Origin of the sequence: Burkholderia sp. BCC0405 (genome assembly GCF_902833075.1) — a bacterium.
GTDB lineage: Bacteria > Pseudomonadota > Gammaproteobacteria > Burkholderiales > Burkholderiaceae > Burkholderia.
The window spans coordinates 68865-93700 of record NZ_CADFEO010000001.1; the positions used below are offsets into that span (position 1 = coordinate 68865).

The 24836-nt window shown below is 68.1% G+C and carries 22 protein-coding genes; 10 read left to right on the top strand and 12 right to left on the bottom strand.

Features of this window, described 5'->3' with window-relative positions; genetic code table 11:
- Positions 1-105: 105 nt before the first annotated feature.
- Positions 106-1017, bottom strand: coding sequence for an EamA family transporter (locus HWX36_RS00325; RefSeq protein ID WP_175950314.1), 912 nt, complete (start codon positions 1015-1017; stop codon positions 106-108).
- A gap of 348 nt (positions 1018-1365) precedes the next feature.
- On the opposite strand from HWX36_RS00325, the gene HWX36_RS00330 reads away from it, so the two are divergent.
- Both HWX36_RS00330 and HWX36_RS00335 read left to right on the top strand, forming a co-directional pair.
- The gene (locus HWX36_RS00330) at positions 1366-3045 is read left to right on the top strand and encodes an alkaline phosphatase family protein (RefSeq protein ID WP_175950315.1); all 1680 of its coding nucleotides are present in this window, start codon (positions 1366-1368) and stop codon (positions 3043-3045) included.
- Between the two features lie 94 nt (positions 3046-3139).
- The gene (locus HWX36_RS00335) at positions 3140-4558 is read left to right on the top strand and encodes a cytochrome c peroxidase (RefSeq protein WP_175950316.1); all 1419 of its coding nucleotides are present in this window, start codon (positions 3140-3142) and stop codon (positions 4556-4558) included.
- Positions 4559-4586: 28 nt separating this feature from the next.
- Here the strand turns inward: HWX36_RS00335 and HWX36_RS00340 are convergent, their stop codons facing one another.
- The 4 genes from HWX36_RS00340 to codA all read right to left on the bottom strand — a co-directional run bounded on the left by HWX36_RS00340 (position 4587) and on the right by codA (position 9788).
- The gene (locus HWX36_RS00340) at positions 4587-5807 is read right to left on the bottom strand and encodes a glycosyltransferase (protein ID WP_175950788.1); all 1221 of its coding nucleotides are present in this window, start codon (positions 5805-5807) and stop codon (positions 4587-4589) included.
- Positions 5808-6031: 224 nt separating this feature from the next.
- A complete protein-coding gene (locus HWX36_RS00345; RefSeq protein WP_175950317.1) occupies positions 6032-6763 on the bottom strand; it encodes a class I SAM-dependent methyltransferase in 732 nt (243 codons plus the stop codon).
- 284 nt (positions 6764-7047) lie between these two features.
- Entirely contained in the window at positions 7048-8382 is a 1335-nt protein-coding gene (locus tag HWX36_RS00350; RefSeq protein WP_175950318.1) for a chloride channel protein, read from the bottom strand.
- Positions 8383-8546: 164 nt separating this feature from the next.
- Positions 8547-9788, bottom strand: coding sequence for a cytosine deaminase (gene codA / locus HWX36_RS00355; protein WP_175950319.1), 1242 nt, complete (start codon positions 9786-9788; stop codon positions 8547-8549).
- Between the two features lie 423 nt (positions 9789-10211).
- Between codA and HWX36_RS00360 the strand changes: the two genes are divergently transcribed.
- A complete protein-coding gene (locus HWX36_RS00360; RefSeq protein WP_175950320.1) occupies positions 10212-11354 on the top strand; it encodes a porin in 1143 nt (380 codons plus the stop codon).
- Positions 11355-11568: 214 nt separating this feature from the next.
- Positions 11569-11871, top strand: a complete 303-nt coding sequence (locus HWX36_RS00365) for a DUF4148 domain-containing protein (protein WP_175950321.1) — start codon at positions 11569-11571, stop codon at positions 11869-11871.
- A gap of 126 nt (positions 11872-11997) precedes the next feature.
- Here the strand turns inward: HWX36_RS00365 and HWX36_RS00370 are convergent, their stop codons facing one another.
- Positions 11998-12945, bottom strand: a complete 948-nt coding sequence (locus HWX36_RS00370; RefSeq protein ID WP_175950322.1) for a LysR family transcriptional regulator — start codon at positions 12943-12945, stop codon at positions 11998-12000.
- A gap of 200 nt (positions 12946-13145) precedes the next feature.
- Between HWX36_RS00370 and HWX36_RS00375 the strand changes: the two genes are divergently transcribed.
- Together HWX36_RS00375 and HWX36_RS00380 are read left to right on the top strand one after the other, a co-directional pair.
- Entirely contained in the window at positions 13146-15329 is a 2184-nt protein-coding gene (locus tag HWX36_RS00375; RefSeq protein ID WP_175950323.1) for an FUSC family protein, read from the top strand.
- A 137-nt stretch (positions 15330-15466) separates the two neighbouring features.
- A complete protein-coding gene (locus tag HWX36_RS00380) occupies positions 15467-15679 on the top strand; it encodes a hypothetical protein (protein ID WP_175950324.1) in 213 nt (70 codons plus the stop codon).
- A gap of 129 nt (positions 15680-15808) precedes the next feature.
- Here the strand turns inward: HWX36_RS00380 and HWX36_RS00385 are convergent, their stop codons facing one another.
- The gene (locus HWX36_RS00385; protein WP_175950325.1) at positions 15809-16918 is read right to left on the bottom strand and encodes a P1 family peptidase; all 1110 of its coding nucleotides are present in this window, start codon (positions 16916-16918) and stop codon (positions 15809-15811) included.
- Between the two features lie 60 nt (positions 16919-16978).
- Positions 16979-18385: an APC family permease gene (locus tag HWX36_RS00390; RefSeq protein ID WP_175950326.1), complete on the bottom strand. Its 1407-nt coding sequence runs from the start codon at positions 18383-18385 to the stop codon at positions 16979-16981.
- A gap of 132 nt (positions 18386-18517) precedes the next feature.
- Here HWX36_RS00390 and HWX36_RS00395 point away from each other — a divergent pair, with 132 nt between their 5' ends.
- Both HWX36_RS00395 and HWX36_RS00400 read left to right on the top strand, forming a co-directional pair.
- Positions 18518-19318 (top strand): helix-turn-helix transcriptional regulator, encoded by an 801-nt coding sequence (locus HWX36_RS00395; protein WP_175950327.1) that lies wholly within the window; start codon positions 18518-18520, stop codon positions 19316-19318.
- A gap of 146 nt (positions 19319-19464) precedes the next feature.
- A complete protein-coding gene (locus HWX36_RS00400) occupies positions 19465-19848 on the top strand; it encodes a hypothetical protein (RefSeq protein WP_175950328.1) in 384 nt (127 codons plus the stop codon).
- A gap of 29 nt (positions 19849-19877) precedes the next feature.
- On the opposite strand, the gene HWX36_RS00405 is transcribed toward HWX36_RS00400, so the two are convergent.
- From HWX36_RS00405 to HWX36_RS00415, 4 genes are all read right to left on the bottom strand, one after another.
- Positions 19878-20729, bottom strand: a complete 852-nt coding sequence (locus tag HWX36_RS00405; protein ID WP_175950329.1) for a dienelactone hydrolase family protein — start codon at positions 20727-20729, stop codon at positions 19878-19880.
- A gap of 265 nt (positions 20730-20994) precedes the next feature.
- The gene (locus tag HWX36_RS00410) at positions 20995-21300 is read right to left on the bottom strand and encodes a panthothenate synthetase (protein WP_175950330.1); all 306 of its coding nucleotides are present in this window, start codon (positions 21298-21300) and stop codon (positions 20995-20997) included.
- A 35-nt stretch (positions 21301-21335) separates the two neighbouring features.
- The gene (locus HWX36_RS37555) at positions 21336-21470 is read right to left on the bottom strand and encodes a hypothetical protein (protein WP_279613370.1); all 135 of its coding nucleotides are present in this window, start codon (positions 21468-21470) and stop codon (positions 21336-21338) included.
- 61 nt (positions 21471-21531) lie between these two features.
- Complete coding sequence (locus tag HWX36_RS00415; RefSeq protein ID WP_175950331.1) at positions 21532-22962, bottom strand: cytochrome P450; 1431 nt, start codon at positions 22960-22962, stop codon at positions 21532-21534.
- 87 nt (positions 22963-23049) lie between these two features.
- On the opposite strand from HWX36_RS00415, the gene HWX36_RS00420 reads away from it, so the two are divergent.
- Both HWX36_RS00420 and HWX36_RS00430 read left to right on the top strand, forming a co-directional pair.
- Positions 23050-23985 carry a helix-turn-helix domain-containing protein gene (locus tag HWX36_RS00420; protein ID WP_175950332.1) on the top strand — a complete coding sequence of 312 codons (936 nt, stop codon included), beginning with the start codon at positions 23050-23052 and terminating at the stop codon, positions 23983-23985.
- 453 nt (positions 23986-24438) lie between these two features.
- On the top strand, positions 24439-24813 hold the full coding sequence (locus HWX36_RS00430; protein WP_175950333.1) for a hypothetical protein: 375 nt from the start codon (positions 24439-24441) through the stop codon (positions 24811-24813).
- The last annotated feature ends 23 nt before the right edge of the window (positions 24814-24836 follow it).

Sequence of the window (24836 nt, forward strand, 5' to 3'; positions counted from 1 at the left end):
GTGATTTTTTGCGTAAGCAACGATTAAGCTCACACGTCGGCTTTCGGATTTCGGTTCTGAAAATCAGCACCCAGCCATATTCGTACTGCGCATCCTGGGACGCCTTCACCTCACCGCTTCAAACGCACTGATCAGCAACGCCCCCGCCGCGATCACCACGCAACCGGCCGCCCGGCGCGGCGTCAGCCGCTCGCCGAGGTACACCCGTGCGATCAGCGCCGCGAACACCACGCTCGTTTCCCGCAGCGCCGACACCGGCCCCATCGGCGCGCGATCCATCGCCCAGATCACGATGCCGTACGCGAGCGCCGCGAACACGCCGCCGCAGGCGGCCTTCGCCGTTTCGCCGACATCCTGCGTCAGCCGCAGCGGCCCCGCCCGCAGGCGGTAGTACGCGGCCATCATCGCCCCCGTCAGCACGAACATCCACGCGGTATAGCCGACCGTGTTGCCGCTTTCCCGCACGCCGATCCCGTCGACCACGCTGTAGGCCGCGATCGACACGCCGGTCGCGAACGCGGTCGGCAGCACCTGCATCATCCGGTGCTTCGCGCCGCGCCCACGCTCCAGGCCGATCGCCAGGATGCCCGCGCAGATCAGCACGAGCCCGCATTGCGCGCCGACGTTCAGGTGCTCGCCCGCGAACACCGCCGCACCGAGCGTGACGAGCAGCGGCGCGGTGCCGCGCGCGACCGGATACGCGACGGTCAGGTCGCCGTGCTCGTACGCGCGCACCAACAGCAGCGTATAGACGACGTGCAGCACGGCCGACGCGACGACACAGAGCCAGCTCGCCGGCGCGATCGGCGCCGCGGCCGGCAGGAACAGCAGCGCGAACAGCCCGATCGCGATCTGCAGCACGGTGGCCGACCGCAGCCGGTCGCCGCTGCTGCGCACGAGCGCGTTCCATGACGCATGCAGGAACGCCGCGCACAGCACGGCAAACAGAACGGGGATCGGCACGCTGAATACTCGCTGACGGTCGGCCACGCGAAATCGTCGCCGCAGGGCGTTCATCGTATGAATACGTCATCCGATTGTCAAAATACCTGCGCCGCGCGCCCCCTCCGCAAATCGGGCAGCAACCTCCTCTCGCCCGCCCCGCGCGGCATCCGCGGCAGCGGCCCCCGGCGCCGCGGAATGTGACGCAAAGGTGGCACGTGGTCCATTCCTTTCCACTTTCTTTCGGATTGCGTCGCGCCGTAATGAAATCGATACCGCAGCGCAACCGTCGCGAAATCACTCCGTCCCCATATCTTCATACGGGACTGTTTCAATGCGCGTGCTCTCTCACGAGCTCCGTGTCGAACCCACACGGCGACAGGGCCGCTCTCCACCATCGAAGACCTTACCTGGAGTTTCCCGATGTTCCGTCAAGCCTTGCTTGTCACCGCCTGCGCTGCCGCGGCGCTTGCGCTGTTCGCCTGCGGCGGCAGCGATCCGACGTCGACGCCGCCGGCACCCGTCGTGTTGTCGCAGGACGCGCTGCAGACCGCCACGCCGATCAAGCACGTCGTCGTGATCTACGGTGAAAACATTTCGTTCGACCACTACTTCGGCACCTACCCGAACGCGACGAACCCGTCGGGCGAACCGGCGTTCACCGCCAAGTCCGGCACGCCGACGCCGAACGGCCTGACGGGCACGCTGCTCACCGCGAACCCGAACTTCACGAACACGGCCAACGGCACCGACGCCGCGAACCCGTTCCGCCTCGACCGCACGCAGGCCGCGACCGCCGACCAGAACCACGCGTACACGGCCGAGCAGCAAGCGGAAGATCTCGGCGCGGCCGACCTGTTCCCGAAATACACCGGCAGGGGCTCGTCCGGCGGCGCCGGCGCGTTCGGCACGAAGGGCCAGGTGATGGGCTACTTCGACGGCAACACCGTGACCGCGCTGTGGAACTACGCGCAGCGCTTCGCGATGAGCGACAACATGTACACGACGTCGTACGGCCCGTCGACGCCGGGCGCGCTGAACGTCGTGTCGGGCCAGACCAACGGGATGCAGATCGTCAAGACGTCGGCGCAACCGTCGACGCTCGCAAAGAGCTCGTACTACATCAACGACGGCCAGACCGGCTACACGATGATCAACGACGTCGACCCGGGCTATGACGTGTGCTCGAGCACGACCGACCAGGCGATGATGACGGGCAAGAACATCGGCGACCTGCTGAACGGCGCGCAGATCACGTGGGGCGGCTTCATGGGCGGCTTCAACCTGTCGACGACGAACAGCAACGGCACCACGGGCTGCGCCCGCAGCACGGTCGCCACCGCCGTGAACGCCGCGACGTCCGACTACATCCCGCACCACAACTGGTTCCAGTACTACGCGTCGACCGCGAACCCGCAGCACACGCGCCCGAGCTCGGTCGCGGCGATCGGTTCGAGCTTCCAGACCGACGGCAAGACCGCCGAACCGGCGAACCACCAATACGACACGGACGACTTCTTCGCCGCCGTGAAGGCCGGCAACTTCCCGTCGGTCAGCTACCTGAAGGCCCCGGCCGCACAGGATGCGCACGCGGGCTATTCGGATCCGCTCGACGAGCAGGCGTTCGTGACGAAGGTCGTCAACTTCCTGCAGCAGCAGCCGGACTGGCAGAACACGGCCGTGATCGTCACCTATGACGACTCGGACGGCTGGTACGACCACGTGTACACGCCGCCGACGCGCGGCTCGTCGGATCCGGTCGACCAGGTGAGCGGCAACGGCAAGTGCGGCTCAGGCGGCACGACCGGCGTGAACGGCGGCACCGTGAACGGCCGCTGCGGCCCGGGCGTGCGCATTCCGCTGATCGTGATCTCGCCGTACGCGAAGCAGAACTACGTCGATCACACGATGCTCGACCAGTCGTCCGTCGTGCGCTTCATCGAGGACAACTGGCTCGGCGGCCAGCGCATCGGCGGCGGCTCGTTCGATGCGACGGCGGGCGACCTGCGCAACCTGTTCGACTTCACGTCGAAGCCGAACACGACGCCGCTGTATCTCGACCCGACGCTCGGCACCGCATTGAGCTCGGCCCCGGCGATCTGACCGGCACTTCCTGACCGCATGGCCGGCGCATGGTGCGTCGGCCGTTTCCGTTTAACGCGCCGCTTCGTGCGGCGCCCGATTTCCGACCGACAGCATGACAGCTCGCCCTGCGTTCCCGTCTCCCGACACCACCGACACCCGCGCGCCGCGCACGCCGTCCCGCCTCCTGCGCCGCGCGGCATTCGCGATCGGCGCCGCCGTGCTCGGCTACGGCGCGTTCGCGATCGCATTTCCGTCGCAGGTGCCCGCGGCGATCGGCACCGTCGTCGCCGACTGGACGGGTGCGAACCCGCATCCGGTCGTGCTGCAGCGGCCCGCCGCGCAGCCGCTGTCGGCGGTCGCGCAACTCGGCCGGGCGCTGTTCGCCGATCCGTCGCTGTCCGCGTCGGGCAAGCAGTCGTGCGCGTCGTGCCACAGCCCCGATCATGCGTACGGCCCGCCGAACGCGCTCGACGTGCAGCCGGGCGGCCTCGCAATGACGCAGCAGGGCTATCGCCCGCCGCCGTCACTGATGTACCTGTATCGCCAGCCGAACTTCAGCATCGGCCCCGACGCCGGTGAAAACGACGCCGCGCCGACCGTCGCGCAGCAGGCCGCGTCGGCGGCCGGCGTCGTCAAGGCACAGAAGGTGGCCGGCACATCGGCCGCGCCGCAACTCGTGCCGCAGGGCGGGATGTTCTGGGATGGCCGCGCCGATACGCTGCAGCAGCAGGCGTTCGGCCCGTTGCTGAATCCGGTCGAGATGGCGAACGCGAGCATCGACGACGTCGCGCGCAAGCTCGCGCAGTCGTCGCACCGCGCGCAACTCGAGCAACTGTTCGGCGCACGCGTGTTCGACAGCCCGCAGCTCGCGGTATCGGAGGCGATGTTCGCGATCGCGCGCTACCAGGTGGAGGATCCGTCGTTCCACCCGTACAACAGCAAGTACGACCGCTGGCTCGAAGGCCGTGCACGGCTCACGCAAGCCGAACTGCGCGGGCTGCGCCTGTTCAACGATCCGGACAAGGCGAATTGCGCGGGCTGCCATTTGTCGAAGCCCGGCAAGGACGGGCTGCCGCCGATGTTTACCGACTACCAGTACGAGGCGCTCGGCGCGCCGCGCAACAAGGAACTGGCGCAGAACCGCAACCCGGCGTTCTACGATCTCGGCGTGTGCGGGCCGTTCCGCGACGACCTGAAGGACCAGACGCAGTATTGCGCGATGTTCCTCACGCCGACGCTGCGCAACTCGGCGACGCGCCACGTGTTCTTCCACAACGGCGTGTTCCACACGCTCGACCAGGTGATGGCGTTCTACAACGAACGCAGCATCTCGCCGCAGAAGTTCTATTCGCGCGGCGCGGACGGCAAGGTCGACGAGTACGACGACATCCCGCCGAAGTATCGCGCGAACGTCGACGTGACCGATGCGCCGTTCGATCGCAAGCCGGGCGACAAGCCCGCGATGACGGCGCAGGACATCAAGGATATCGAAGCGTTCCTGGGTACGCTGAACGACGAGCCGGCGCGGTAACCCCTCGCACCGGCGCCCCCGGTGTCGGTCAGCCGGCGCGCCTGCCCGCATGCGGTTGCGCGCGAGGCCGGCTCGCGCGCTTCACGCGAATTGCATCGATGCACGCATCGAGCCGCCGGTTGCTTTCCGCGATGCCGAAGCAGGACGCGCGTTCGAACGCACGCGCGGCCATGTTCGCGCGCAGCACGTCGTCGGTCAGCAGTTGCGCCATCGCATCGGCCAGTGCATCGACGTCGCCGACCGGCACCAGCAATCCCGCGCGGCCGTGATCGAGAATCTCGCGCGGGCCGGTCGGGCAATCGGTCGACACGATCGCCTTGCCGAGCGCGAGCGCCTCGATCAGCACCATCGGCATCCCTTCGTTCTTCGAGCTCAGCACGACAATCGACGCGTCCGCCATCAGCGGATGCGGATTGTCCATTTGCCCCATGAAATGCACCCGCGCGCCGATGCCGAGCTCATCCGCGAGACGCGTGAGCTCGTCGCGGTACGCGCCGTCGCCGGCCAGCACGAGATGCTCCGCCACGCCGCGCTGCGCGACGAGTTGCGCATACGCGCGCAGCAGTGTGCGGTGATCCTTTTGGAGTTCGTCGAGACGGGCGACGGAGACGATATACGGCACGCCGCCCGGCAGCACCGGGCGACACGCCGTCGCGTTCGCGCGAATGGCATCGATATCGATCGCATTGGGCAGGACCGTCACCTGCTGCAGGCGGTCGCCGAACATTCGGTCGGCTTCGTCGCCCATTTGCGGGTTCAGCGCGGCAATGCTGTCGTAGCGGCTGTACTGGTCGAGCAGGCGGAGCACGCGCCGGCCCTGGCCACCGAGCCGCGCGACGAAGCTGAAGTGATTGACGCCGATCCAGGCCACCCCGAACCGGCCGGCAAGGCGTCGAAGCGACAGGTCGTAATCGACGATGACGTCGACGTCACGCGCCAGTTCGGCCACGCGTCGCCCGATGTGCGGACGCACCGCGAGCGCCCCGTGAAGATCGCGCGCGATCCGCCCCGCCTTGCCGAGCTTGCTCGCATGGCGACGGTCCTGGAAGTATCGGAGCCACTGCGGACGCACCAGGATCTCGATCGGGATGTCGGCCGGGATCAGCGCGCGAAAGCGCTGTGCCAGCATCGGCGATGCATACGTGACGGACAATACGGCCCGGAAACGCTTGCGGTCGAGAATCCGCAGCCACTGGATCAGCGACGACTCGATCCCGCCGTTCCCGAAATCGGTCACATGAAACAGCACGCGCACGCGTGCGTCCTGATCGTCGGTATTAACCCGTTCGGCCATGATTTTTATAGATACTGCGTAGGTGATGTTTTGTAGGAATGGGCGCCCGGCCCGGGCGCGGCCCTTTATAACATAGGGGCCTTCCAATATCCAGCCAACGGCGGGGCAGCGCCGTTTCCAGGAGATCGAAACGTTACGCGGCACGCTGAACGACGCGCGCCGGTCCACCACGACACTGATCAGCAGCGCGCGCGGATGCAAAGGAAGGCCGGGGCCAGCGACAGCTCCGCATGGAGCCGCTCCGACGCGGCCTTCATCTCGGGCAGCGGCTTCGGCTCGACGAACCGGTCGAGCCGCCAGCCGCCGTCGGCCACTGCGTTCAGGATGTCGGCGAGCGGCCGCCGCCACGCTTCGACATAGGGTTTCGGTTCACCGAAACCCGACCAGCGAAAGCCGAAGCGGGACGTATCGAAATAGGTGCCCTCGCCGCGCGTGCGTTCGTCCATCCAGTCCCGCATCGGATGCGCCATCGAAAACACGAGCGTGGCGCCCGGCCGCGCGACGCGCCGGAATTCGCGCAGCGTCGGCGCAAGATCGCGCACGTAGTCGAACGCGAGCGAACAGACGATCTTGTCGAACGCATCGTCGGGCAACCAGGCGAGCGCCCCCTCCAGATCGCCCTCCACGATGTCGACCGGGAGGCCCGCGCAGCGCGTTCTCGCCAGCGCGACCATCTCCGGCGTGACGTCGAACGCATGCACCGTCGCGCCGTGGCGTGCGAGGTGCGCGCTGCAGATGCCGGGCCCGCAGGCGGCGTCGAGCACCGTCAGGCCGTCGACGTCGCCCAGCAGCGCCATCGTTGCCGGACGTTCGTAGAGCGCGTTGTGCGCCTTCGTCGGCGCGATGTCGGCGTAACGTTGCGCGAAGCTCGCGTACGCCCGGCGGCCGGGCGGTTCGTTCGGATCGGTCATGCAGCCTCCCTCGGCGCAAACAGGGGGAGCCGATTATCCACCGACGGATGGCGACCTGCGTCCGGGCCGCCGACATCAGGCCATGCCGCCCGCCTCGCGCCCAGCCGCGTCGGAACAGTACATCCCCGCGACGAACACGACGCCCGGGAACAGCTGCGTCGTCACGCACTATCCCATGATGTCGCGCACGCCGGGTCCGGCAATCGCCATCGTGGAAACGGGGAGCAAAGCGACGACCGGCGGTGCGACCGGCGCCGCCGGTGAAAAGGTCGGATGCGGGTGCGTTATCGACCGGCGGTCGCAGGTGCGCTCACGGTTGCAACCGGATTCGCCCGCTGCTCGGCCAGCCGCTGCGCGAACCGGTACGCGACCAGCGAGCCGGCCACGGCAAGCAGCATCGGCACGAGGCTGTCGTGATCCGCGCGCGTGAACTCGAGCAGCAACACGACCGCCGTGATCGGCATCTGCATCGACGCGGCGAGAAACGCGGTCGCGCCGATGAGCGCACACCCGCCGATCGACGCGCCCGGCCACACGAGGCTCCACAGCCCGCCGAGCACGACGCCGAGCAGCGCGCCGTTCGCGAGGCCCGGTGTCAGCAGGCCGCCTTCCGCGCCGACGCGCAGGCTGCCGGCCTCGATCAGCACCTTCAGCACGAGCAGCGTCGCGGCGAGGCCGATCGTCAGCGTGCCGTCGAAACCCAGCGACGCCGGGCCCTTGCCGTTGCCGAGCAGTTGCGGGAACCGCATCGCGAGCACGCCGATCACCGCGAAGTTGACCAATGCGAGCATGGGCAACCGCCCATCTTTCGGCGCGTCTGCCCGCGCACGCGTCGTGAGCCGCACGAAGCCGTACGCGGCAAAGCCGAACAGCGGCCCGCAGACGATCGACCACACGACCAGCGGCGTGCTCAGCACGAACGGCGGCACCGTGTACTGGTGTTCGTTGCCGAGGCCGATCCACGCAACGGCCGCGGCGATCGCCGACGTCGCGACCGCCAGGACCAGCGCACGCAGCTCGAACGTGCCGAGCAGCACTTCGAGCACGAAGATCGCCCCGCCGAGCGGCACGTTATAGACGGCCGCGAGGCCCGCGCCCGCACCGCACGCGACCATCAGCCGGCAATCGTCGGGCGTGAGCCCCGCCGCATGCGCAAGCCGCCCGGCAAGCAGCGAGCCGATCTCGCGCGGGGCGACTTCGCGGCCGAGCGGCGAGCCGAGCGCGACGGTGACGATCTGCAGCATCGCGTGAACGGTCGTGCTGACGACCGGCATCCGCGGATCGGCCGCACGCACCGCGCGGCGGATGCCGACGAGCGGCCGGCCATACCGGTACAGCGCCCACCAGCCGCCGCCGGCGACGATCCCGCAGACGATCAGCACCGCGAGCCGGCGCAGCGGATCGGCGCCGGTCACGCCGGTGAGGAAGCTCTCGGTGCCGATCGCGTGCGCGATGCCGTAGCCGTACGCGACGTGCTGGATCGCATGCAGCAGCAGCGCGAGCAGCATGCCGCCGAGGCCCGCGCCGACGCCGGTCAGGATCGTGACGACCGCCAAGCGCGCGAACGGGCTGGCGGACGGCGAAGAGGATGCGGGAGCGGACGGGAGATCGAGGCGCATGGGGTCGGCGAATGGGATCGAAAAGACGGCGCGCAACCCGCACGCCGTTGTCAGGACCGCATCGTAGGCCCGCGCCAATCATGAGGCAAACGTATTTTTCGAATCGACTCATGTATTTGGTGAATACATGAAGCCTGGCGGGCCTTGACCGCCCGCCGCGCGCGTCAATCCGGATACGTGACGCGCTCCGGTTCGCGCCGCAGGATCACCTTCCCGTGTCGGATCGACAGCACGGCCTTGGCCTGCCGGCGCACCGCTTCGTAATCGCCGTCCGCGTCGAGCACGACGAGATTCGCCGGACGCCCGACCGCGATCCCGTAGCGGTCGCCGAGATGCATCGTCGTCGCGCTGTGGTCGGTCACGAAGTCGAGGCAGCGCTGCAAGTCCTGGTAGCCCATCATGTGGCAGATATGGAGGCCCGCATCGAGCACGCGCAGGATGTTGCCGTTGCCGAGCGGGTACCACGGGTCCTTGATCGAATCCTGACCGAAGCACACGTTGATGCCCGCGCGATCGAGTTCCGCGACACGCGTGACGCCGCGCCGCTTCGGAAACGTGTCGAAGCGCCCTTGCAGGTGGATGCTCTCGGTCGGGCACGAGATGAAGTTCAGGCCTGCGCGCTTCAGCAGGCGGAACAGCTTCGAGCAGTACGCGTTGTCGTACGAGCCCATCGCGGTCGTGTGGCTCGCCGTCACGCGCGCCCCCATCCCGCGCACGCGCGCTTCTTCCGCGAGCACTTCGAGAAAACGCGAATGCGGATCGTCGGTCTCGTCGCAATGCACGTCGACGAGGCAGCCGGTGCGCTCCGCGAGATCCATCAGGAAGCGGATCGAGCTGACGCCCTGCTCGCGCGTGTTCTCGAAATGCGGAATCCCGCCGACGACGTCCGCGCCGAGTTCGATCGCCTGCGCCATCAGAGCGCGGCCGCCGTCGAACGATTCGATGCCTTCCTGCGGAAACGCGACGATCTGCAGGTCGATCAGCCCGCGTGCTTCGTCCTTCACTTCCAGCATCGCCTTCAGCGCGGCAAGCGTCGGATCGGTGACGTCGACGTGCGTGCGCACGTGCTGAATCCCGTGATCGCGCAGCATGCCGATCGCCGCATGCGCGCGCGTCTTCGTGTCCTCGTGCGTGATCGTCGCCTTGCGTTCAGCCCAGCGCTCGATGCCCTCGAACAGCGTGCCGCTCATGTTCCACGCGGGCTCGCCGGCCGTCAGCACCGCGTCGAGGTGAATATGCGGCTCGACGAGCGGCGGAATCGCAAGGCGGCCGCCCGCGTCGACATCCGCTGCGCCCGTGGGCGCGACCGGCGCCGACTGTGCGTCGACCCGCGCGATCCTGCCGCCGTCGATGCCGATCGTGAACAGGCCTTCGCGGCCCCGCAGGCGTACGTTGAACAGATTCATGAGAAGTCTCCCCGTGGCATCCATGAAAACGGCCGCACGCGTGGCGCGGGCGGCCGTGCGATCCAGTTGACGCGTATCGATGAAACGCGTCGATGCGCGCGCGTCTTCGCACGCGTGTGACGCCCCGCTTCGGCGCGAACGCCCCATTCTCCGCGCACCGGTCACGACGATCAACCGCCGTGCCGCGCGCCGCGCATGTTGCAACGCTGCGACAGCCGGCCACCGAGGCGCGGATGCCACGCGCACGCGATCGCGCAAAAGCCGCCGGCGTCAGGGGCACGCGGCACGTCATGTCGGTTTTGTGAAGGACTCTTGCCGGATCCGGAAAGGTGCGCTCGCGGCCCCCGGCGGCTTTGCGCGCACGGTGCGTTCCTATACTTGCGCCGAATTTTCGTTCCCGGTCCCACACGCAGGAGCCCTTATATGAAAAAAAACCTCATCGCCGGCGCATGCGCCGCCGCGCTGTTCGCCCCGCTCGCACACGCACAGAGCTCGGTCACGCTGTATGGCCTGATCGATGCCGGCATCGTCTACACCAACAACGCCAACGGGGCGTCGCTGTGGCGCCTGAACAGCGGCACCGTCAACGGCAGCCGCGTCGGGTTTCGCGGCACCGAGGATCTCGGCGGCGGCCTGAAGGCGCTGTTCGTGCTCGAGAACGGCTTCAACGTGAACAACGGCGGGCTCGGGCAGGACGGCAAGCTGTTCGGCCGCCATGCGTACGCCGGCCTGAGCCAGAGCGGCTATGGCACGCTGACGCTCGGCCGCCAGTACGACACGATGGTCGACTTCGTCGCGCCGCTGTCGGCCACCGCCGGCGACTTCGGCGACACGAGCTTCGCGCATCCGTTCGACAACGACAACCTGAACCACTCGCTGCGCATCAACAACGCGGTCAAGTACACGAGCGAGACCCATGCGGGCTTCAAGGCCGGCGCGATGTATGCGTTCTCGAACGCGACCGGCTTCGGCGCGAACCGCGCGTACAGCGTCGCGGCAAGCTACACGAACGGCCCGCTGAAGCTGGCCGGCGCGTACCTGCAGATGAACGGCACGAAGGGCTCGACGAGCGCGAGCCCGGGCGCGACCGATGCGGCCGAAGCGAAAAGCCTGAACCAGGGCGGCTGGTCGATCGGCTCGGACCGCATGCGTTCTTACGGCGGCGGCATCGGCTACGGATTCGGCCCGGCCACCGTCGGCTTCGTCTATACGCGCTCGCAGTACGACAACACGGGCTCGTTCGGCTCGACCGGCCAGGTCGCGTTCAACAACTACGACGTGAACGTGCGCTATGCGGTGACGCCCGCCGTCAGCCTCGGCGCGGCCTACGTGTATACGGACGCCAGCGTGTCGAACCCCGACAGCAGGCACGGCGCCGATCCGAAGTGGCACCAGGTCGACCTGCAGGCCGTCTACAAGCTGTCGCGCCGCACGGACGTCTATGCGGAAGCGATGTATCAGCACGCAGCGGGCCGCGGCTACCAGGCGTTCATCGACGGCTCGGGCGGCGCATCGAGCACGGCGAACCAGATCGTCGGCACGATCGGCATGCGCACGCGCTTCTGACCGGCACGATGCATCGCCGCCCGACGGCCACGGACCTGCATTCGCACACGGGTTCGCTGCCCGCGGGCGGCTTGCACCAATGTTGTTCCATCTGGAAGGCAGCCTGCCTGGAATCGGGGTTTTTACGCGCGAGGGGGCTGCGTAGACTGCCAGCAAAGGTCAGGGTCACGCATCGCGTCGATCCGGCCGCCCACCCCGTACCCAGGAGAACCTCGTGAAATCGCTCGTCGCCGCTGCCGCCGCTGCCGTCCTGCTTGCTGCGCCGGCCCTGTCTTTCGCCCAGTCGGCCCCATCGCCCGTCACGCGCGCGCAAGTGCTGCAGGAGCTGATCGATCTCGAGTCGGTCGGCTACAACCCGGCGCGCGGCGAAGTCAACAACTATCCGGACGACATCATGGCGGCGCAGGAACGACTCCACGAAAAGCGTCTCGCGGAACAGAAAGCGGCACACGCCGCATACGGCCCGGCCGGCGAACCGGCAACGGAATCGGGTGCGGCCGCCAGGCCCGCGCGGTAACGGCACGACGAAGCGCCCCGCCCGCGTGAACCACGTACCGCGGGCATGGCGCGATTTGCGTTCGCCTGGTTGGCTTGACGAGAAAACGCCGGCCGCGCGGGCAATCCGCCGACGCGCGTGCGCCGCTCAGGCGGCCTGCGGTTCGCGATCGATCGCGCTCAGCATCTCGACGTCGCGCGCGATCATCCCCGGCACCTGGGCACGCAGCATCTCGACCCAGGTCCGCACCTTCGCATCGATGAAGCGGCGCGACGGATACAGCGCGTAGACGTTCATCTTCTGCAGGATATGCGCGGGCAGCACGCGGACGAGCGTGCCGTCGCGCAGTGCGTCGATCGCCGAGTACAGCGGCAGCATGCCGATCCCGATGCCGTCGCGGATCGCGAGGGCGAGCGATTCGGCCGTATTGGTCTGCACCGGCCCGGTGACGTGGATCTGTTCGACGCCTTCCGGCCCCTCGAGCACCCATTCGTGCGTCGGGAACGCCGGCGTGCACAGCGTCAGGCACGCGTGCGCAGAGAGATCCTGCGGGCGAGCCGGCGCGCCGTGCCGTTTCACATAGTCGGGCGACGCGCACAGGATGCTGAAGGTCGAGCCGAGCAGGTGCGACACGAGTTCCGAATCGGGCAGCGACGACGCGGTCACGACGGCCATGTCGCTCGTGCCGTCGAACAGGTCGGGCATGCGCTGCGACAGCGACAGCTCGATCGATACGTCGGGAAACTGCGCGTGATAGCGCGTCAGCGCGGGCAATACATAGTGATGACCGACGCTCGCGAAGCTGTGCATGCGCAGCACGCCGGCCGGCCGTTCGTGCGCGCAGCTCGCCTCTTCTTCCGCGCGGTCGACGTCGGCGAGGATCTGGCGGCAACGCCGCAGATAGTTTTCGCCGGCCGACGTGAGCGCGAGACGGCGCGTCGAACGATTCATCAGACGGGTGCGCAGGCGCGCCTCGAGCTCCGACACCGCGCGCGACATCGCGCCCGTCGTCGAATTCAGCGATTGCGCGGCGGCGGTGAAACTGCCCGTCTCGACGACGCGCGAAAACACCCGCATGTTTTGTAGGGTATCCATTCCTGTGAGCAACCTGTAGCGGAGCCGCCATTTTCCTCCACCGGATGCGACAGATTGTTACTCCGGCTGCAACTATCGTTTCCCCGCAACTGCGTTAATGCGCGGGCGCCGCACTCCTACAATCGGCGCCTCAACAGTCGAACGGACCCGTTCGGACGCGCCGCGCATCTCGCCCGGCCCCGTGCCAGCCCCCTCTTTTCATGAAGCCACAACCTGCGATCGAGCGACCTTCCATCGAACCGGCACGATGGAGCACATGGCTCGATCCACTCGGCGACGCGGCACGCGACTGGGCCGCGAGCGACGGGCTGATCTGGCTGCACCTCGCGAAAACGGTGTTCGCGGCGCTCCTTGCGATGGGCATCGCGATGCGCCTGGAGATGTCGCAGCCGCGCACGGCGATGACGACCGTGTTCGTGCTGATGCAGCCGCTGTCGGGGATGGTGTTCGCGAAGAGCTTCTACCGCGTGCTCGGCACGGCGGCCGGCCTCGTTGCCGCACTCGCGCTCGGCGGGCTGTTCGCGCAGCAGCCCGAGCTGTACATGGCCGGCATCACGCTGTGGATCGGCACCTGCATCGCGCTCGCGGTGCGCAATCGCCACTTCCGCTGGTACGGCTTCGTGCTCGCCGGCTACACGGCCGCGCTGATCGGCCTGCCGGCCGTGACGACCCCGCAGACACTGTTCCAGTCCGCGCTCACGCGCGCCGCGGAAGTCGCGCTCGGCATCGCGTGCTCCGGTGCGGTCAGCGCGCTGATCCTGCCGCTCAGCTCCGCGAAGGCGCTGATGCGCTCGCTGGGCACGCGCCATGCGACGTTCGCGGCGTTCACGGCCGGCGCGCTCGCGGGCGACGTCGCACGCGGCGATTTCGAGCGGCGCTTCGCCGATTTCGTCGACGACATCGTCGGCTTCGAGGCCAATCGCGCCTTCGCGTCGTTCGAGGATCCGCACATTCGCGCGCGCAGCCGCCGCCTCGCGCGGCTGAACAGCGAATTCATGAACGCGTGCACGCGGCTGCATGCGCTGCACCAGCTCGTCAAGCGGCTGCGCGCGAACGGCGCGGACGCGGTGCTCGATGCGCTGGCGCCGCACGTCGACGCGCTCGCGCAGCGCTTCGCCGCGCTGCGCGACGAGCGGCCGCGCGGCGTCTCGCCGGCCACCGGCGCGCTGCTCGAACTGCGCCGCTTCCACAGCGCGCTGCCGAAAGCCGCGCGCGCGTCGCGGCGAAACATCGAGGATCATGCGGCCGGCGGCCTGCTCGACTTCGATACCGCGATCGAGTTGCTGTACCGCTTCATCGGCGAATATCTCGGCTACGCCGACACCTATGCGTCGCTCGACCAGGACGATCACGCATTCGAGCGCTCGGTCACGCATTACGCGGTGAAGACCAACGCGTTCTTCGTCGGGTTCGCGTTCCTGCGCACGATCGTCGCCGTCGGTGCAATGAGTGCGTTCTGGCTTGCCTCCGAATGGCCGAGCGGCCCGCTCGCCGTGATCGCCACCGCGATCGCGTGCGCGCTCAGTTCGACGTCGCCGCGCGCGCCGAAGTTCGTTGCGCAGATGAGCGTCGGCGCGGCGTTCGCGACCGCCGTCGGCTACCTGTTCCTGTGCTACGTGTATCCGAACATCGACGGCTTCCCGCTGCTGTGCGCCGCGCTCGCGCCGGTGCTCGGTCTCGGCGCGTTTCTCGCGATGCGGCCGGGATTGTCCGGCTACGGGATCGGCTTCGCGGTGTTTTTCTGCCTGCTCGCGGGGCCCGACAACGCGATCGCGTATACCCCCGAGGTGCTGATCAACAACGGCCTGGCGATCGTCGTCGCGATGCTCGCGTGCGCGCTCGTGTTCGCCGTCGTGTTCCCGACTCACATGCCGTGGCTCACGGGCCGCATCGCGCACGACCTGCGCCGGCAGGTCACGCTGGCGTGCGAAGGCGCGCCGGATGGCCTCGCCCAGCGCTTCCAGTCGAGTACGCACGACCTGATGGCGCAGCTGCGCACGCTGCTCGTGAAGCGCACGCGGCAGCATCGCGACGCGCTGCGCTGGATGCTGTCGACGCTCGAGGTCGGCCACGCGGTGATCGACCTGCGCGACGAGTTGAACACGTTCCGCGCATCGAAGCCGCCGCAAACGCTGCGCTGGACCGGCTCGATCGACGCGGTGCTGCGCGAGCTGCCGCGCTTCTTCGACGACCCGACACCCGGCCATCACGCGCGCACGCTGAAATCGGTGAACCTCGCGATCCGCGCGGCGCAGCACACGCTGCAGGCGTGGTACGCGGTGCCCGACGAGCGGCACCGCATGCAGCGGATCGTCGGCTGCCTGCACTTCATGCGCAGCGCGCTGCTGGACAAGGACGCGCCGTTCAACCGGCTCCGCCATTGACGATCGATGCGCGCGCAACCGGATCCTTGTTCCGGATGGAAATAAGCTCTACAGCCGCGGTGATTAATCTTTAAGCAGTGCGAGCCTATAGTTTCCTCACTGCCAGCGAGACTGGCACTCACCCAGGAGAAACCAACATGAAGCCGCTGCACCTCGCCCTCGTTGCCCTGTCGCTCACCGCTGCCGTTGCTCACGCACAGCCGGCTCCGGCAGACGTCGCACAGCAGCAGGCGAACCGCGCCGAAGCCGTCGCAACCGCAGGCCGCGCCGATCGTTCGCAATCGAAGCAGGAAGACCCGAACGCCTGTGTCGGCCCCGTCAGCTTCTGCAACATCTACTTCGGCAGCTGAGCATGACGCCGCGTCGTCACGGCCACGCCCGCACCGTCCGCCTTGCATGCGCGGGCGAGCGGCGGCCCGGCCGCTCGCCGCATCGACGCTCCCGCCTACGCCGCTTCGATTGAAGCGGCGCATGCCGTTTCAGGCGCCGCGCCCCGGCCGCCAGCCCACCTCGCGCAACGCATCCAGCAAGCGCGCCTGCCCCAGCCCTTCGACCCGTGCACCGCGCGACTCGACGTCGCCGCCCGCGACGAGCGCGTTCACGATCGCTTCCTCCACCGCTTCCGCCGCGGCGACGAACAGCGCGGAAATATGGTCGTTGTTGACCATCTGCACGCCGGTGGTCGGCGCGCCCTTGCTGCCGTAGTTCGCCGCCGGCAGGCCGTCGTTGCCCGTTGCGAACGCCAGGAAGATGTCGCCGCTCGAATCCTCGGTGCCCCCGCCGACGCGCGCCAGCCCGACGCTCGCACGCTGCGCAAGGCGCGTGCATTGATGCGGCAGCAACGGCGCGTCGGTCGCGATCGTCACGACGATCGATCCCATCCCGGCCTCGCCTTGCGCGTCCGGCGCGCGGAACGGCGAAGGCACATGCCGCAGCACTTCGCCGACCGGGTAGCCGGCCACGCGCAGCATCTCGCGCACGCCGTAGTTCGCCTGCACGAGCGCGCCGACGGTCCAGCCGCCTGCATCGGCCGCGAGCACGCGCGACGCGGTGCCGATGCCGCCCTTGAACTCGTGGCAGATCATCCCCGTGCCGCCGCCCACGCCGCCTTCGGCAACCGGCCCCGGCTGCGCGGCGGCCAGCGCGCGCTGCACATGCGCGGCGCTCACGTGCTGCCCCCAGATGTCGTTCAGCAAGCCATCGTAGGTTTCCATCACGACCGGCATGCACCAGTACACGCGGCCGGCCGCCGCTTCGCGCTCGTTCGCGACGAGTGCGTCGCGCACCGCGCCGACGCTGTGCGTGTTCGTATAGGCGATCGGCGTGGTCAACAGGCCGGCCTCGCGGATCCATTCGAGCCCCGTCGCGTCGCCGTTGCCGTTCAGCACGTGCACGCCCGCGAAACACGGCGAATCGTGCGCGGCGCCCGCACGCGGCTCGATGACGGTGACGCCGGTGCGGATCGATGCGTCGCCGTTCTCGACGTTCAGCGTGCAATGCCCGACCCGCACACCGGGTACGTCCGTGATCGCGTTGAAGCGGCCCGGTGTGCCGAGTCCGATGCGGATGCCGAGATCCCTCGTGCGCATGATGCAATTCCTCCAGTCTCTCAATGGTTCGGTGTTTCAGTGCTTCGGCAGGGCCAGCGCTCAGAGCGTGCGGAACGCTTCGCTGTGGCGCGCCCAGACCCCATACATCACGAGCGCGGCGATCAGCAGCCCCGCGATGATGATCAGGTCGGTCGGTTTCGTGGCCGTCGCCAGCGTCGTGTAGAGCGTATAGGCTGCGCCGGCTACCGCGACGAGCGGCGTCACGGGCCACAACGGCATCCGGTAGTGATGTTCGACGTCACGGCGCACGAAGCGGCTCGCGAGTGCGGCCAGCCCGACGACCAGATAGATCAGCAGCAGCAGGTCGACCGTGAACGCGGTCAGTTCGTCGAGGCTCGACACGAACACGAGCCCGGCCGACGGCACCGCAAGCGCCAGGGTGGCGAGCCACGGCGATTCGAGGCGCGGATGGATCGTCGAGAACGCACGGTTGCAGGTACGCGACCAGAGCGCGTGCCGGCCACTGCTGTACAGCAGCCGGCCCATCGTGATCACGATCGCGATGATCGCGTTGAACACCGACAGGAAGATCCCGCCGCTGACCACGCGCGACACGGCCGGGCTGCTCAGCGAACGCACGACGTAGCCGATCGGGTCGGCGCTCTTCGTCAGCTCGGTCAGCGACGGGGCGCCGAGCACGATCGCGGTGAGCGGAATCAGTTCGACGACGAGGATCACGAGCAGCGAGTAGATCACCGCCTTCGCGACATTGCGGTTGCCGCCACGCAGGTCTTCCGCGAGATAGGCGGCCGAGCCGAAGCCGTTGTAGCAGAAGATCGCCGTGCCGATCGCCGGGACGATCGCGGCCAGTGTCGCCGGCACGAGCGCGTTGCCGCTCGCGACGACCGGCGCGATCAGCGCGTCGGCGCCGCGATGCGGCGAACCGAAGCCGAGGCCCGCGATCAGCATCAGCACGCCGATCTCGACGACCAGGAACGCGCCCGTGATCCACGCGTTCGTCTTGATGTTCAGCATGCCGAGCAGGTAGCTGAGCAGCACGATCGTCAGCGCGACCGACTGGTTGCCGAAATGCGTGCCGAGCGCGTTGTTCAGGTAGGGCGCGGCGCCGCTCGCGAGCACGGCCGGGATGAACACGCTGACGGACAGCACCGTGATGAAGGTCAGGTAGCCGGGCAGCGTGCCGAACACGCGCTTGGCCATGACGTATTCGCCGCCCGCACTGCGGTGCGCGGCGCTGAGCTCCGCGTAACAGAGCGCGAACGCCAGCGCGAGCACGCCGCCGAGCAGGAACGACAGCACCGCGCCGCTGCCGGCCTGCTGGATCGCGAACGGCGCGATCACGAAGATCGAGCTCGCGGGCGTCACGCCGGATACGGTGATCATCACCGCATCGCGCACGCTGAGCGTCTGCGACAGCGCGCGCGGCGCGTCTTCCGTTGCAGGCGCCGCTTGCAGCGTGCCCGTCGATTCCGACATCATCGCCATTTCGTTCTCCTGTCCTGCTTTGCCAACGTTTTTTGAACACCCATACTCGGGCCCGACTGATTGCGTGGCAGTCTAGGAAGCCAATTTCAGGACCGCTATTCCCCCTTCGTGTTACGCCCTTCCGGTGGTGGTATGGATCGTATCTTTTCCGAAATCGCGATGCACCAGGCGCTCGGCCGCGCAATCGATCATCTCGGCCAGCCGCGCTTCTGGCGGTTTCTGGTGCTGCTGCTCAACGAAATGGCGCCGTTCGACAACGCGCTCGCGACCGCGATCGGCCGCGACGGCGTGCCGCTCGTGCTCGACGAATACGACACGGGCGGCACCGATGCCGCGTCGCCGGTGCCGCTTTACCTGAATGGGTTATATCTGCTCGATCCGTTCCTGCAGGCCGCTCACGACGGGCTCGCCGACGGCTGCTACCGGCTCGAGGAAGTCGCGCCCGACCTGTTCCGGCAGAGTGAGTATTTTCAGAGCTACTTCCGCGATGCGGTTGGCGAAGACGAGATCCAGATCCTCGTGCGGCCAAACGCCGACCTGCTGTTGTCGCTGTCGCTCGGCGCGGGCACGCGGTTCGACGTGGAGCCGCTCGGCAAGCTGACGGCCGCGATGCCATGGGTGCTCGCGGCGATCCGGCAGCACTGGCGGCTGGTGGGTGACGCGGCACGCGCGACGCCCGATGCCGATCTCGGTGCGCGGGTCGAGCAGGCGCTTGCCCGCTTCGGCGCGGGCGTGCTGACCGATCGCGAGATGTCGATCGCGAGAATGGTGCTGCGCGGCAATTCGTCGAAGGCGATCGCCGAGCGGCTGGCGATATCGCCCGAAACGGTGAAGGTGCACCGGCGGCATCTTTACGCGAAGCTTGGCATCTCGTCGCAGCCCGAGCTGTTTTCGCGCTTCATCCAGGCGTTGGGGGAAGATGCGGCGGGATGAACACGTCGACACATCGATAAAGGCGGATGGCAGCGGGCGCGGAATCGTGCAATATCCGTGAATCGCCGCCTTCCCTGGTTGTCCGTTGAAACACATACGGACGATCCGTCGACAACGAGACTGCCTCGTAACAGGAATCCCGATTCATGTCGCTCATTCCGCTCGTCGGACTTGGCTGGTTGCTTCTGTGTGCCATCGGCGCCGCGTCGATCGTGCTCGCGCCACCGCTGCTGCTGGCCGCTTACCTGATGGGGAAAGATGTCTGGTCGATTCTCACGCGTGGCCGGCTGCAGTTCGCGTTCCTGGCCTACCTGGGTTCCGCACCGGTGCCGGCGGTCTTCACGTTCCTGCTGGAAGCCGGCGCCGCGGCCGGGAGTGCCGGCGGCTCCGCGTCCGACGCGTTGAAAGCGTGGAACGAAAGAGCGTTCTTCATTTTCGTCGGCGCGGCCGCGCTGTGCGGGCTGCTGCTGTTGCTGCGGCCCAGGAGCAGGCCCCCCGTGAACGTCGAGCCGTCCCGGCCGGCGCAATAGTCGAGGGGCAAGCGCGCCGGCCAACCCGCTCAGTTCGCGAGCAGGTGCGCGCTGACGAATTCGACCACCCGTTGCTGCGCATCCGCCCGCGCCACCGGCTCCGTCCCTTCGATCGGCACCACGCCGGCCTTCGTCGTAAAGGCGGGCATCGCATGCACGGGCATGTCCGGCCAGTCGAAGTCGTGGTACGCGGCGGGATACGCATGAAACGTTGCTTCCGTACCGGGTGCAACCGAGTCGAATAGCGTTTTGCACGGGGCGTACGGCGTCCAGACATCGTCTTCGCCGATCAGCACCAGCAACGGCACGGCGCTTTGCCACACGGCACCCTGTGCCTTCACGTTGCAGCTTGCCGGATAAAACGCCACCGCCGCGCGGAAATCGCCATCCGGCAGCGAGGCGGGCCGCGCCGGGCTCGACGCACGGATCGCGTTCAACACCGTCCCGCCGCCCAGCGACCACCCGACGACGCCGATGCGATCGGGCCGCACGGTATCGAGCGACTGCAGATACTTCAGCGCGCCATACGCGTCGAACGGCCGCGCGCGATAAATCTCACCGACGAAATGCCCAGGCGCGCACATCTCGCCGTGATGGCGCGGATTGAAGCTGTCGACTTCGAGCACCGTGATGCCGGCGGCGTTGAAGCGAGACGCCCAGTCGCGCTCGCGCGAATAGATCTTGCCGGATTTCGCGAACATGCCCGAACAGCCGTGCAGGAACACGAGTGCGGGATGACGGCCGGCGCCGGGCGCGGGGAACAGGTAGCCGTCGAGCATCGTCGATGGCGGGCCGTCCGTCGACGGAAAGTGAACCACCGTCTGCGCACTCGCGATCGCGCACGCGCAACCCAGCACCACGGACAACAGCAGCTTGCGCATCGGACGCTCCCGATTGGTCGGATGGCACGACAACGCAATCGGGGAGGTGCCGGTTGACATGCTCGGGCGGGTGGCGTTCCGCGCGCTGTCGGCGACAGTCAAACGTCAGCTTCGCGGGGCGCGGCGCCCCGTTTGCCGCCGCTGCGCGCGACGCGTTCGCGCGATGCTACTGCCGCCGCTTCCCGTCAGCCCCGTCGGTGCGAACGCCAGGTGCAACGCCCGCTCCGGCCGCGACGTCACGTTCAGACCCTCGCGCAGCGTCCTGCTACTGCCATTTCGCGCCGATCTGCGCGAGCCCGGCATTCCGGAGATCGTCCGGCAACATCACCACGCGGAACTCGCAGTCCGCATTCAACATCAGGAACCATGGCTCCGCGAGCGCCGGGATCTGCGACGGGTCATCCAGATCGACGATCACGACCGCCCCGCGCCCGCCGTTCTGCTCCGTGAAATACACGGCCTCCGGCTTGACCGCTTCGAGTATTCGCGAGATCACGTCGCCGACGCTGCCGTCGCGCACCAGCGTATTGAACGGCTCGTGAGGGATTCGTATGTTGAGTAGCATGCGCATGACCGCCTCCTTGGGCTCCGCCCGGCGTGGGCCCTTCAAGCATAGGTGCTGCGCGACGCCGCGCCAGCGGCGCCGAAAGGCGCGGCCGGCAGGCATTCACATTCCGACGATTCGATGACGCCGCATTGCGCGAACGGCAATCGTTCACGACACGCGAGCCCGGCGAGCATGTCGTCGCGTTCGATGCCCCCGTCGCATCGGCGCCCCGCTCGCCCGGCCGTGCCGCACGCGTCACTCGGCACTGCCGGCCGCGGCGGGCGCGATCGCCAAATGCAACGTCCGCTCCGGCCGCAGCGTCACGTTCAACACCTCGCGCGGCGGTGCCATGCCGGGCGGCACCGACAACACGTAACGCTGCAGGATCATTGCGGCCACAACCGTCATTTCCGTCATCGCCAGATGTTGCCCGAGGCACACGCGCGGGCCGGTACCGAACGGCATGTACGCGCCGCGCGGCAACGCCGGCGCATCGTCGGCGAAGCGCTCCGGACGAAACGCATCGGGCGCCGGAAACCATCGCGGATCGCGCTGCATCAGTTGCAGCGGCAGCATGAACAGCGTGCGCGCTGGAAACTGCCATGCGCCCAGCGTGATCGGCCGCGCTGCGCGACGGCTGATCAGGATCGGCGCTGACGGATACAGCCGCAGTGTTTCGTCGAGCGTCTGCGTCAGGTAGCGCAACGAAGCGCGCGTCTCGGCGGACGGCGCGCGACCGCCCAGCACGCGGGACACCTCGTCGCGCGCGGCGGCTTGCATCGCCGGATTCGTGGCCATGCACCATGCCCACCAGGTCAGTGCGCCGGCCGTCGTCTCGTGGCCGGCCAAGAACGCCGTCACGCATTCGTCGTGCACGGCCTGCAGCGGCCATTTCCGCGCATCCGTCCGATGCAGCCACAACAGGCGCGACAGCAGATCGTCGGGCCACGCATGCTCGGGCCGGTCGAGGCGCGCATGCAGTTGCCGGTCGATCAGCGCGTTCAGCACTGCCATCGCCCGCACCTTGCCGCGCTTCCACGGCACCCAGTCCGGCGTGCTCGCCGGCACGTAGAACGCCGCGTTGGCCGCCGCGCTCACCACGCGCACCGCCTCCTCGGCCGTGCGCGCATCGTCGCCGATCGTTTCCGAAAACATCGTGCGCATGATCACGTCCATCGCCAGCGACGTCAGCGCGCTTTCGATCGGCCATTCCGGATCGCGTGCGGGCCACTGCGCAAGCGCGTGCCCGGCCGTCGCCGCGATCGACGGGACGAACGCCTGAACCGGCTTCGGCATGAAATTCGGCTGCAACGCGTGCCGCTTGTCGCGCCACGCGTCGCCTTCGGCGATCAGCACGCCATGGCCGTGAACCTCCTCAAACACCCGGACGGCTCGCTCCCAGCGCCCGAGCGCATCGTGATGCGTCACCAGGAGTTCGCGCACGAGCGCGGGATCGGTCACGACCACCGCATGCTCGGGCCACATTCGCAAGTGCACGACGTCACCGTATGCGCGCTGCCAGCCGGCCAGCGTGCCGAGCAGGTCGCGCGACATCGTGCGCAGCAGCCCCCAACCCGTCAGGCCGGCACGCGGCCCCGGCGGCCACACGCCGGGCGGGTGAAGCACGGGCGCCGAAGCCGGGGCGCCCGCATGGAATGGACATTGGGAAGTGGATCGCGTATTCATGGGCCGGATTGTCCGCATCGGCGGGCCGGCGGTCTTGAACGCAAACGACATCGACACGCGTCTGGCCTGTCCCTATACTCCGGCGTCATGTTTTCCGATCCGTTATCGATCTCGCCGTCATGCCCCGATCCGCTGGCACGCGCACCTCGCGTGCTGAGGGACGGGCGGTCGCCGCACGGGCGGCTGTACCCCGCGCCGGCTGCCCTGCAGGGCGCGGTGGTCGCGATCGTGTTGCACGACACGCGCGGGTTCGCGTTGAGCGACGCGCAGCGGCTCTCGCATTTTCCGGCCACGCCGCTGGTGTGCGTGTCGTGGTATCGGGATCTCGACGTGGGCTTCGTCGAACCCGCGGCCGACGGGTCCCGGTGGCGCCCCTTCGGGGCCGCGGCGACGCTGTCGGGCAGCCATTCGGCCCCCACCGTCGCCTGGGCGCCGACGGGTGGAAGGATCGGCCTGATCTGCTTCACCGCCGATGCGGCGCGGGCGCTGTTCGGCGTCGTGCTGCCGGACATCCACGACCGCGTGCTCGACGCGCACGCGTGTCTCGGCCACGACTGGCGCCCGCTGCTCGACGGCCTGCTCGGCGCGGAGCGCGATGCCGACGTGCTGGCGGCCATCGAACGTCATCTCGCGCCGCGCTGGCAGGCGCTTCGGCCCGCTACACCGCTGTCGTCGCTCCGCCACGCGGGGCGCAACTGGGTCGAGCGCCTCGCGCTGCAGGCACGCGAATGGCGCGGCACGCACAGCCCGCGTCAGGTCGAACGGCGCATCAAGACCTACAGCGGCCGATCGCTGCGCGAATGGCAGGCGCTCGTCAGGACGGAAAGCGCGTTTTTCGCGGCGCGCGACCGGTTCGAAGCCGGCACCGCGTTCAATTGGGCCACGCTGGCGCTGGACGAAGGGTTCGCCGACCAGGCGCACCTGAGCCGCGAGGTCAAGCGGATCACCGGTTTCTCGCCGAGCGAATTCACGCAACGCTTCATCGAGGACGAATCGTTCTGGATGTATCGGCTGTGGGTGTGACGCGGCGGCGGCCGATCCCGCATGGGTGAGCCGTTTCGCCATGCACGGCCCGCGCGGCTGTGTTCACCAACCTGGTGCCGCTGTTCGGCGAACCGCTGTCGCCATCGATGCTGGCCAGCGGCGCGCTCGTGATCGCGGGCGTCGCGCTCACCAATCGCGCACGGCGCTGACGCATCGGCGCACGCGCCATGCAGGCTCGGGGACGGATCCCGAATACCGGATCGCGACGGCACTCGCTGCATCGTTGCGCGACGCCGGTCCCCGTCCGGACTTTCTCGCAGCCCTGCCAAAAACCGCCTATCGTGAATGAAGCGCTCCGTCTGCCGCCATCCGACCCTGCGTCGCTCGCACCGGCGGCTACGGCGCCGCGTTCCGGCACCATTCATCGCGATCGTCGAGCCCGCTCGACCGTGCGCACGATCGCGGCCGCCCACCGGATTACAGGAGGCCCTCATGAAAGCCGCGCTGCTCGTCAGCTCCGCCCTGCTCGCCATTGCATCCGCTTCGGCGTCGGCTCAAGGCTCGATCACCAAAGTCGAAAACGGTTCGCTCGTCGCCGCGAACGGAATGACCGTCTATACGTTCGACAAGGACAAGGCCAACGCCGGCACCAGCGCGTGCACGGGCCAGTGCGAATCCTTCTGGCCGCCGTACAAGGCCAGCGCGACCGACGTTCCGGTCGGGCCCTACACGATCGTCAAGCGCGACGACGGCAGCCCGCAATGGGCATACAAGGGCAAGCCGCTGTACTTCTACTCGAAGGACATGAAACAGGGCGACCGCAACGGCGACAACTTCAAGGACATGTGGCACGTGGTTGCGCCGTAGGCGCTCGTCCGCCGTCTTCCGCG

Coding starts and splice junctions, on each gene's coding strand:
- HWX36_RS00325 (WP_175950314.1), bottom strand. CDS start 1,017: ATGAACGCCCTGCGGCGACGATTTCGCGTGGCCGACCGTCAGCGAGTA.
- HWX36_RS00330 (WP_175950315.1), top strand. CDS start 1,366: ATGTTCCGTCAAGCCTTGCTTGTCACCGCCTGCGCTGCCGCGGCGCTT.
- HWX36_RS00335 (WP_175950316.1), top strand. CDS start 3,140: ATGACAGCTCGCCCTGCGTTCCCGTCTCCCGACACCACCGACACCCGC.
- HWX36_RS00345 (WP_175950317.1), bottom strand. CDS start 6,763: ATGACCGATCCGAACGAACCGCCCGGCCGCCGGGCGTACGCGAGCTTC.
- HWX36_RS00350 (WP_175950318.1), bottom strand. CDS start 8,382: ATGCGCCTCGATCTCCCGTCCGCTCCCGCATCCTCTTCGCCGTCCGCC.
- codA (WP_175950319.1), bottom strand. CDS start 9,788: ATGAATCTGTTCAACGTACGCCTGCGGGGCCGCGAAGGCCTGTTCACG.
- HWX36_RS00360 (WP_175950320.1), top strand. CDS start 10,212: ATGAAAAAAAACCTCATCGCCGGCGCATGCGCCGCCGCGCTGTTCGCC.
- HWX36_RS00370 (WP_175950322.1), bottom strand. CDS start 12,945: ATGGATACCCTACAAAACATGCGGGTGTTTTCGCGCGTCGTCGAGACG.
- HWX36_RS00375 (WP_175950323.1), top strand. CDS start 13,146: ATGAAGCCACAACCTGCGATCGAGCGACCTTCCATCGAACCGGCACGA.
- HWX36_RS00380 (WP_175950324.1), top strand. CDS start 15,467: ATGAAGCCGCTGCACCTCGCCCTCGTTGCCCTGTCGCTCACCGCTGCC.
- HWX36_RS00385 (WP_175950325.1), bottom strand. CDS start 16,918: ATGCGCACGAGGGATCTCGGCATCCGCATCGGACTCGGCACACCGGGC.
- HWX36_RS00390 (WP_175950326.1), bottom strand. CDS start 18,385: ATGGCGATGATGTCGGAATCGACGGGCACGCTGCAAGCGGCGCCTGCA.
- HWX36_RS00395 (WP_175950327.1), top strand. CDS start 18,518: ATGGATCGTATCTTTTCCGAAATCGCGATGCACCAGGCGCTCGGCCGC.
- HWX36_RS00400 (WP_175950328.1), top strand. CDS start 19,465: ATGTCGCTCATTCCGCTCGTCGGACTTGGCTGGTTGCTTCTGTGTGCC.
- HWX36_RS00405 (WP_175950329.1), bottom strand. CDS start 20,729: ATGCGCAAGCTGCTGTTGTCCGTGGTGCTGGGTTGCGCGTGCGCGATC.
- HWX36_RS00410 (WP_175950330.1), bottom strand. CDS start 21,300: ATGCGCATGCTACTCAACATACGAATCCCTCACGAGCCGTTCAATACG.
- HWX36_RS37555 (WP_279613370.1), bottom strand. CDS start 21,470: ATGCTCGCCGGGCTCGCGTGTCGTGAACGATTGCCGTTCGCGCAATGC.
- HWX36_RS00415 (WP_175950331.1), bottom strand. CDS start 22,962: ATGAATACGCGATCCACTTCCCAATGTCCATTCCATGCGGGCGCCCCG.
- HWX36_RS00420 (WP_175950332.1), top strand. CDS start 23,050: ATGTTTTCCGATCCGTTATCGATCTCGCCGTCATGCCCCGATCCGCTG.
- HWX36_RS00430 (WP_175950333.1), top strand. CDS start 24,439: ATGAAAGCCGCGCTGCTCGTCAGCTCCGCCCTGCTCGCCATTGCATCC.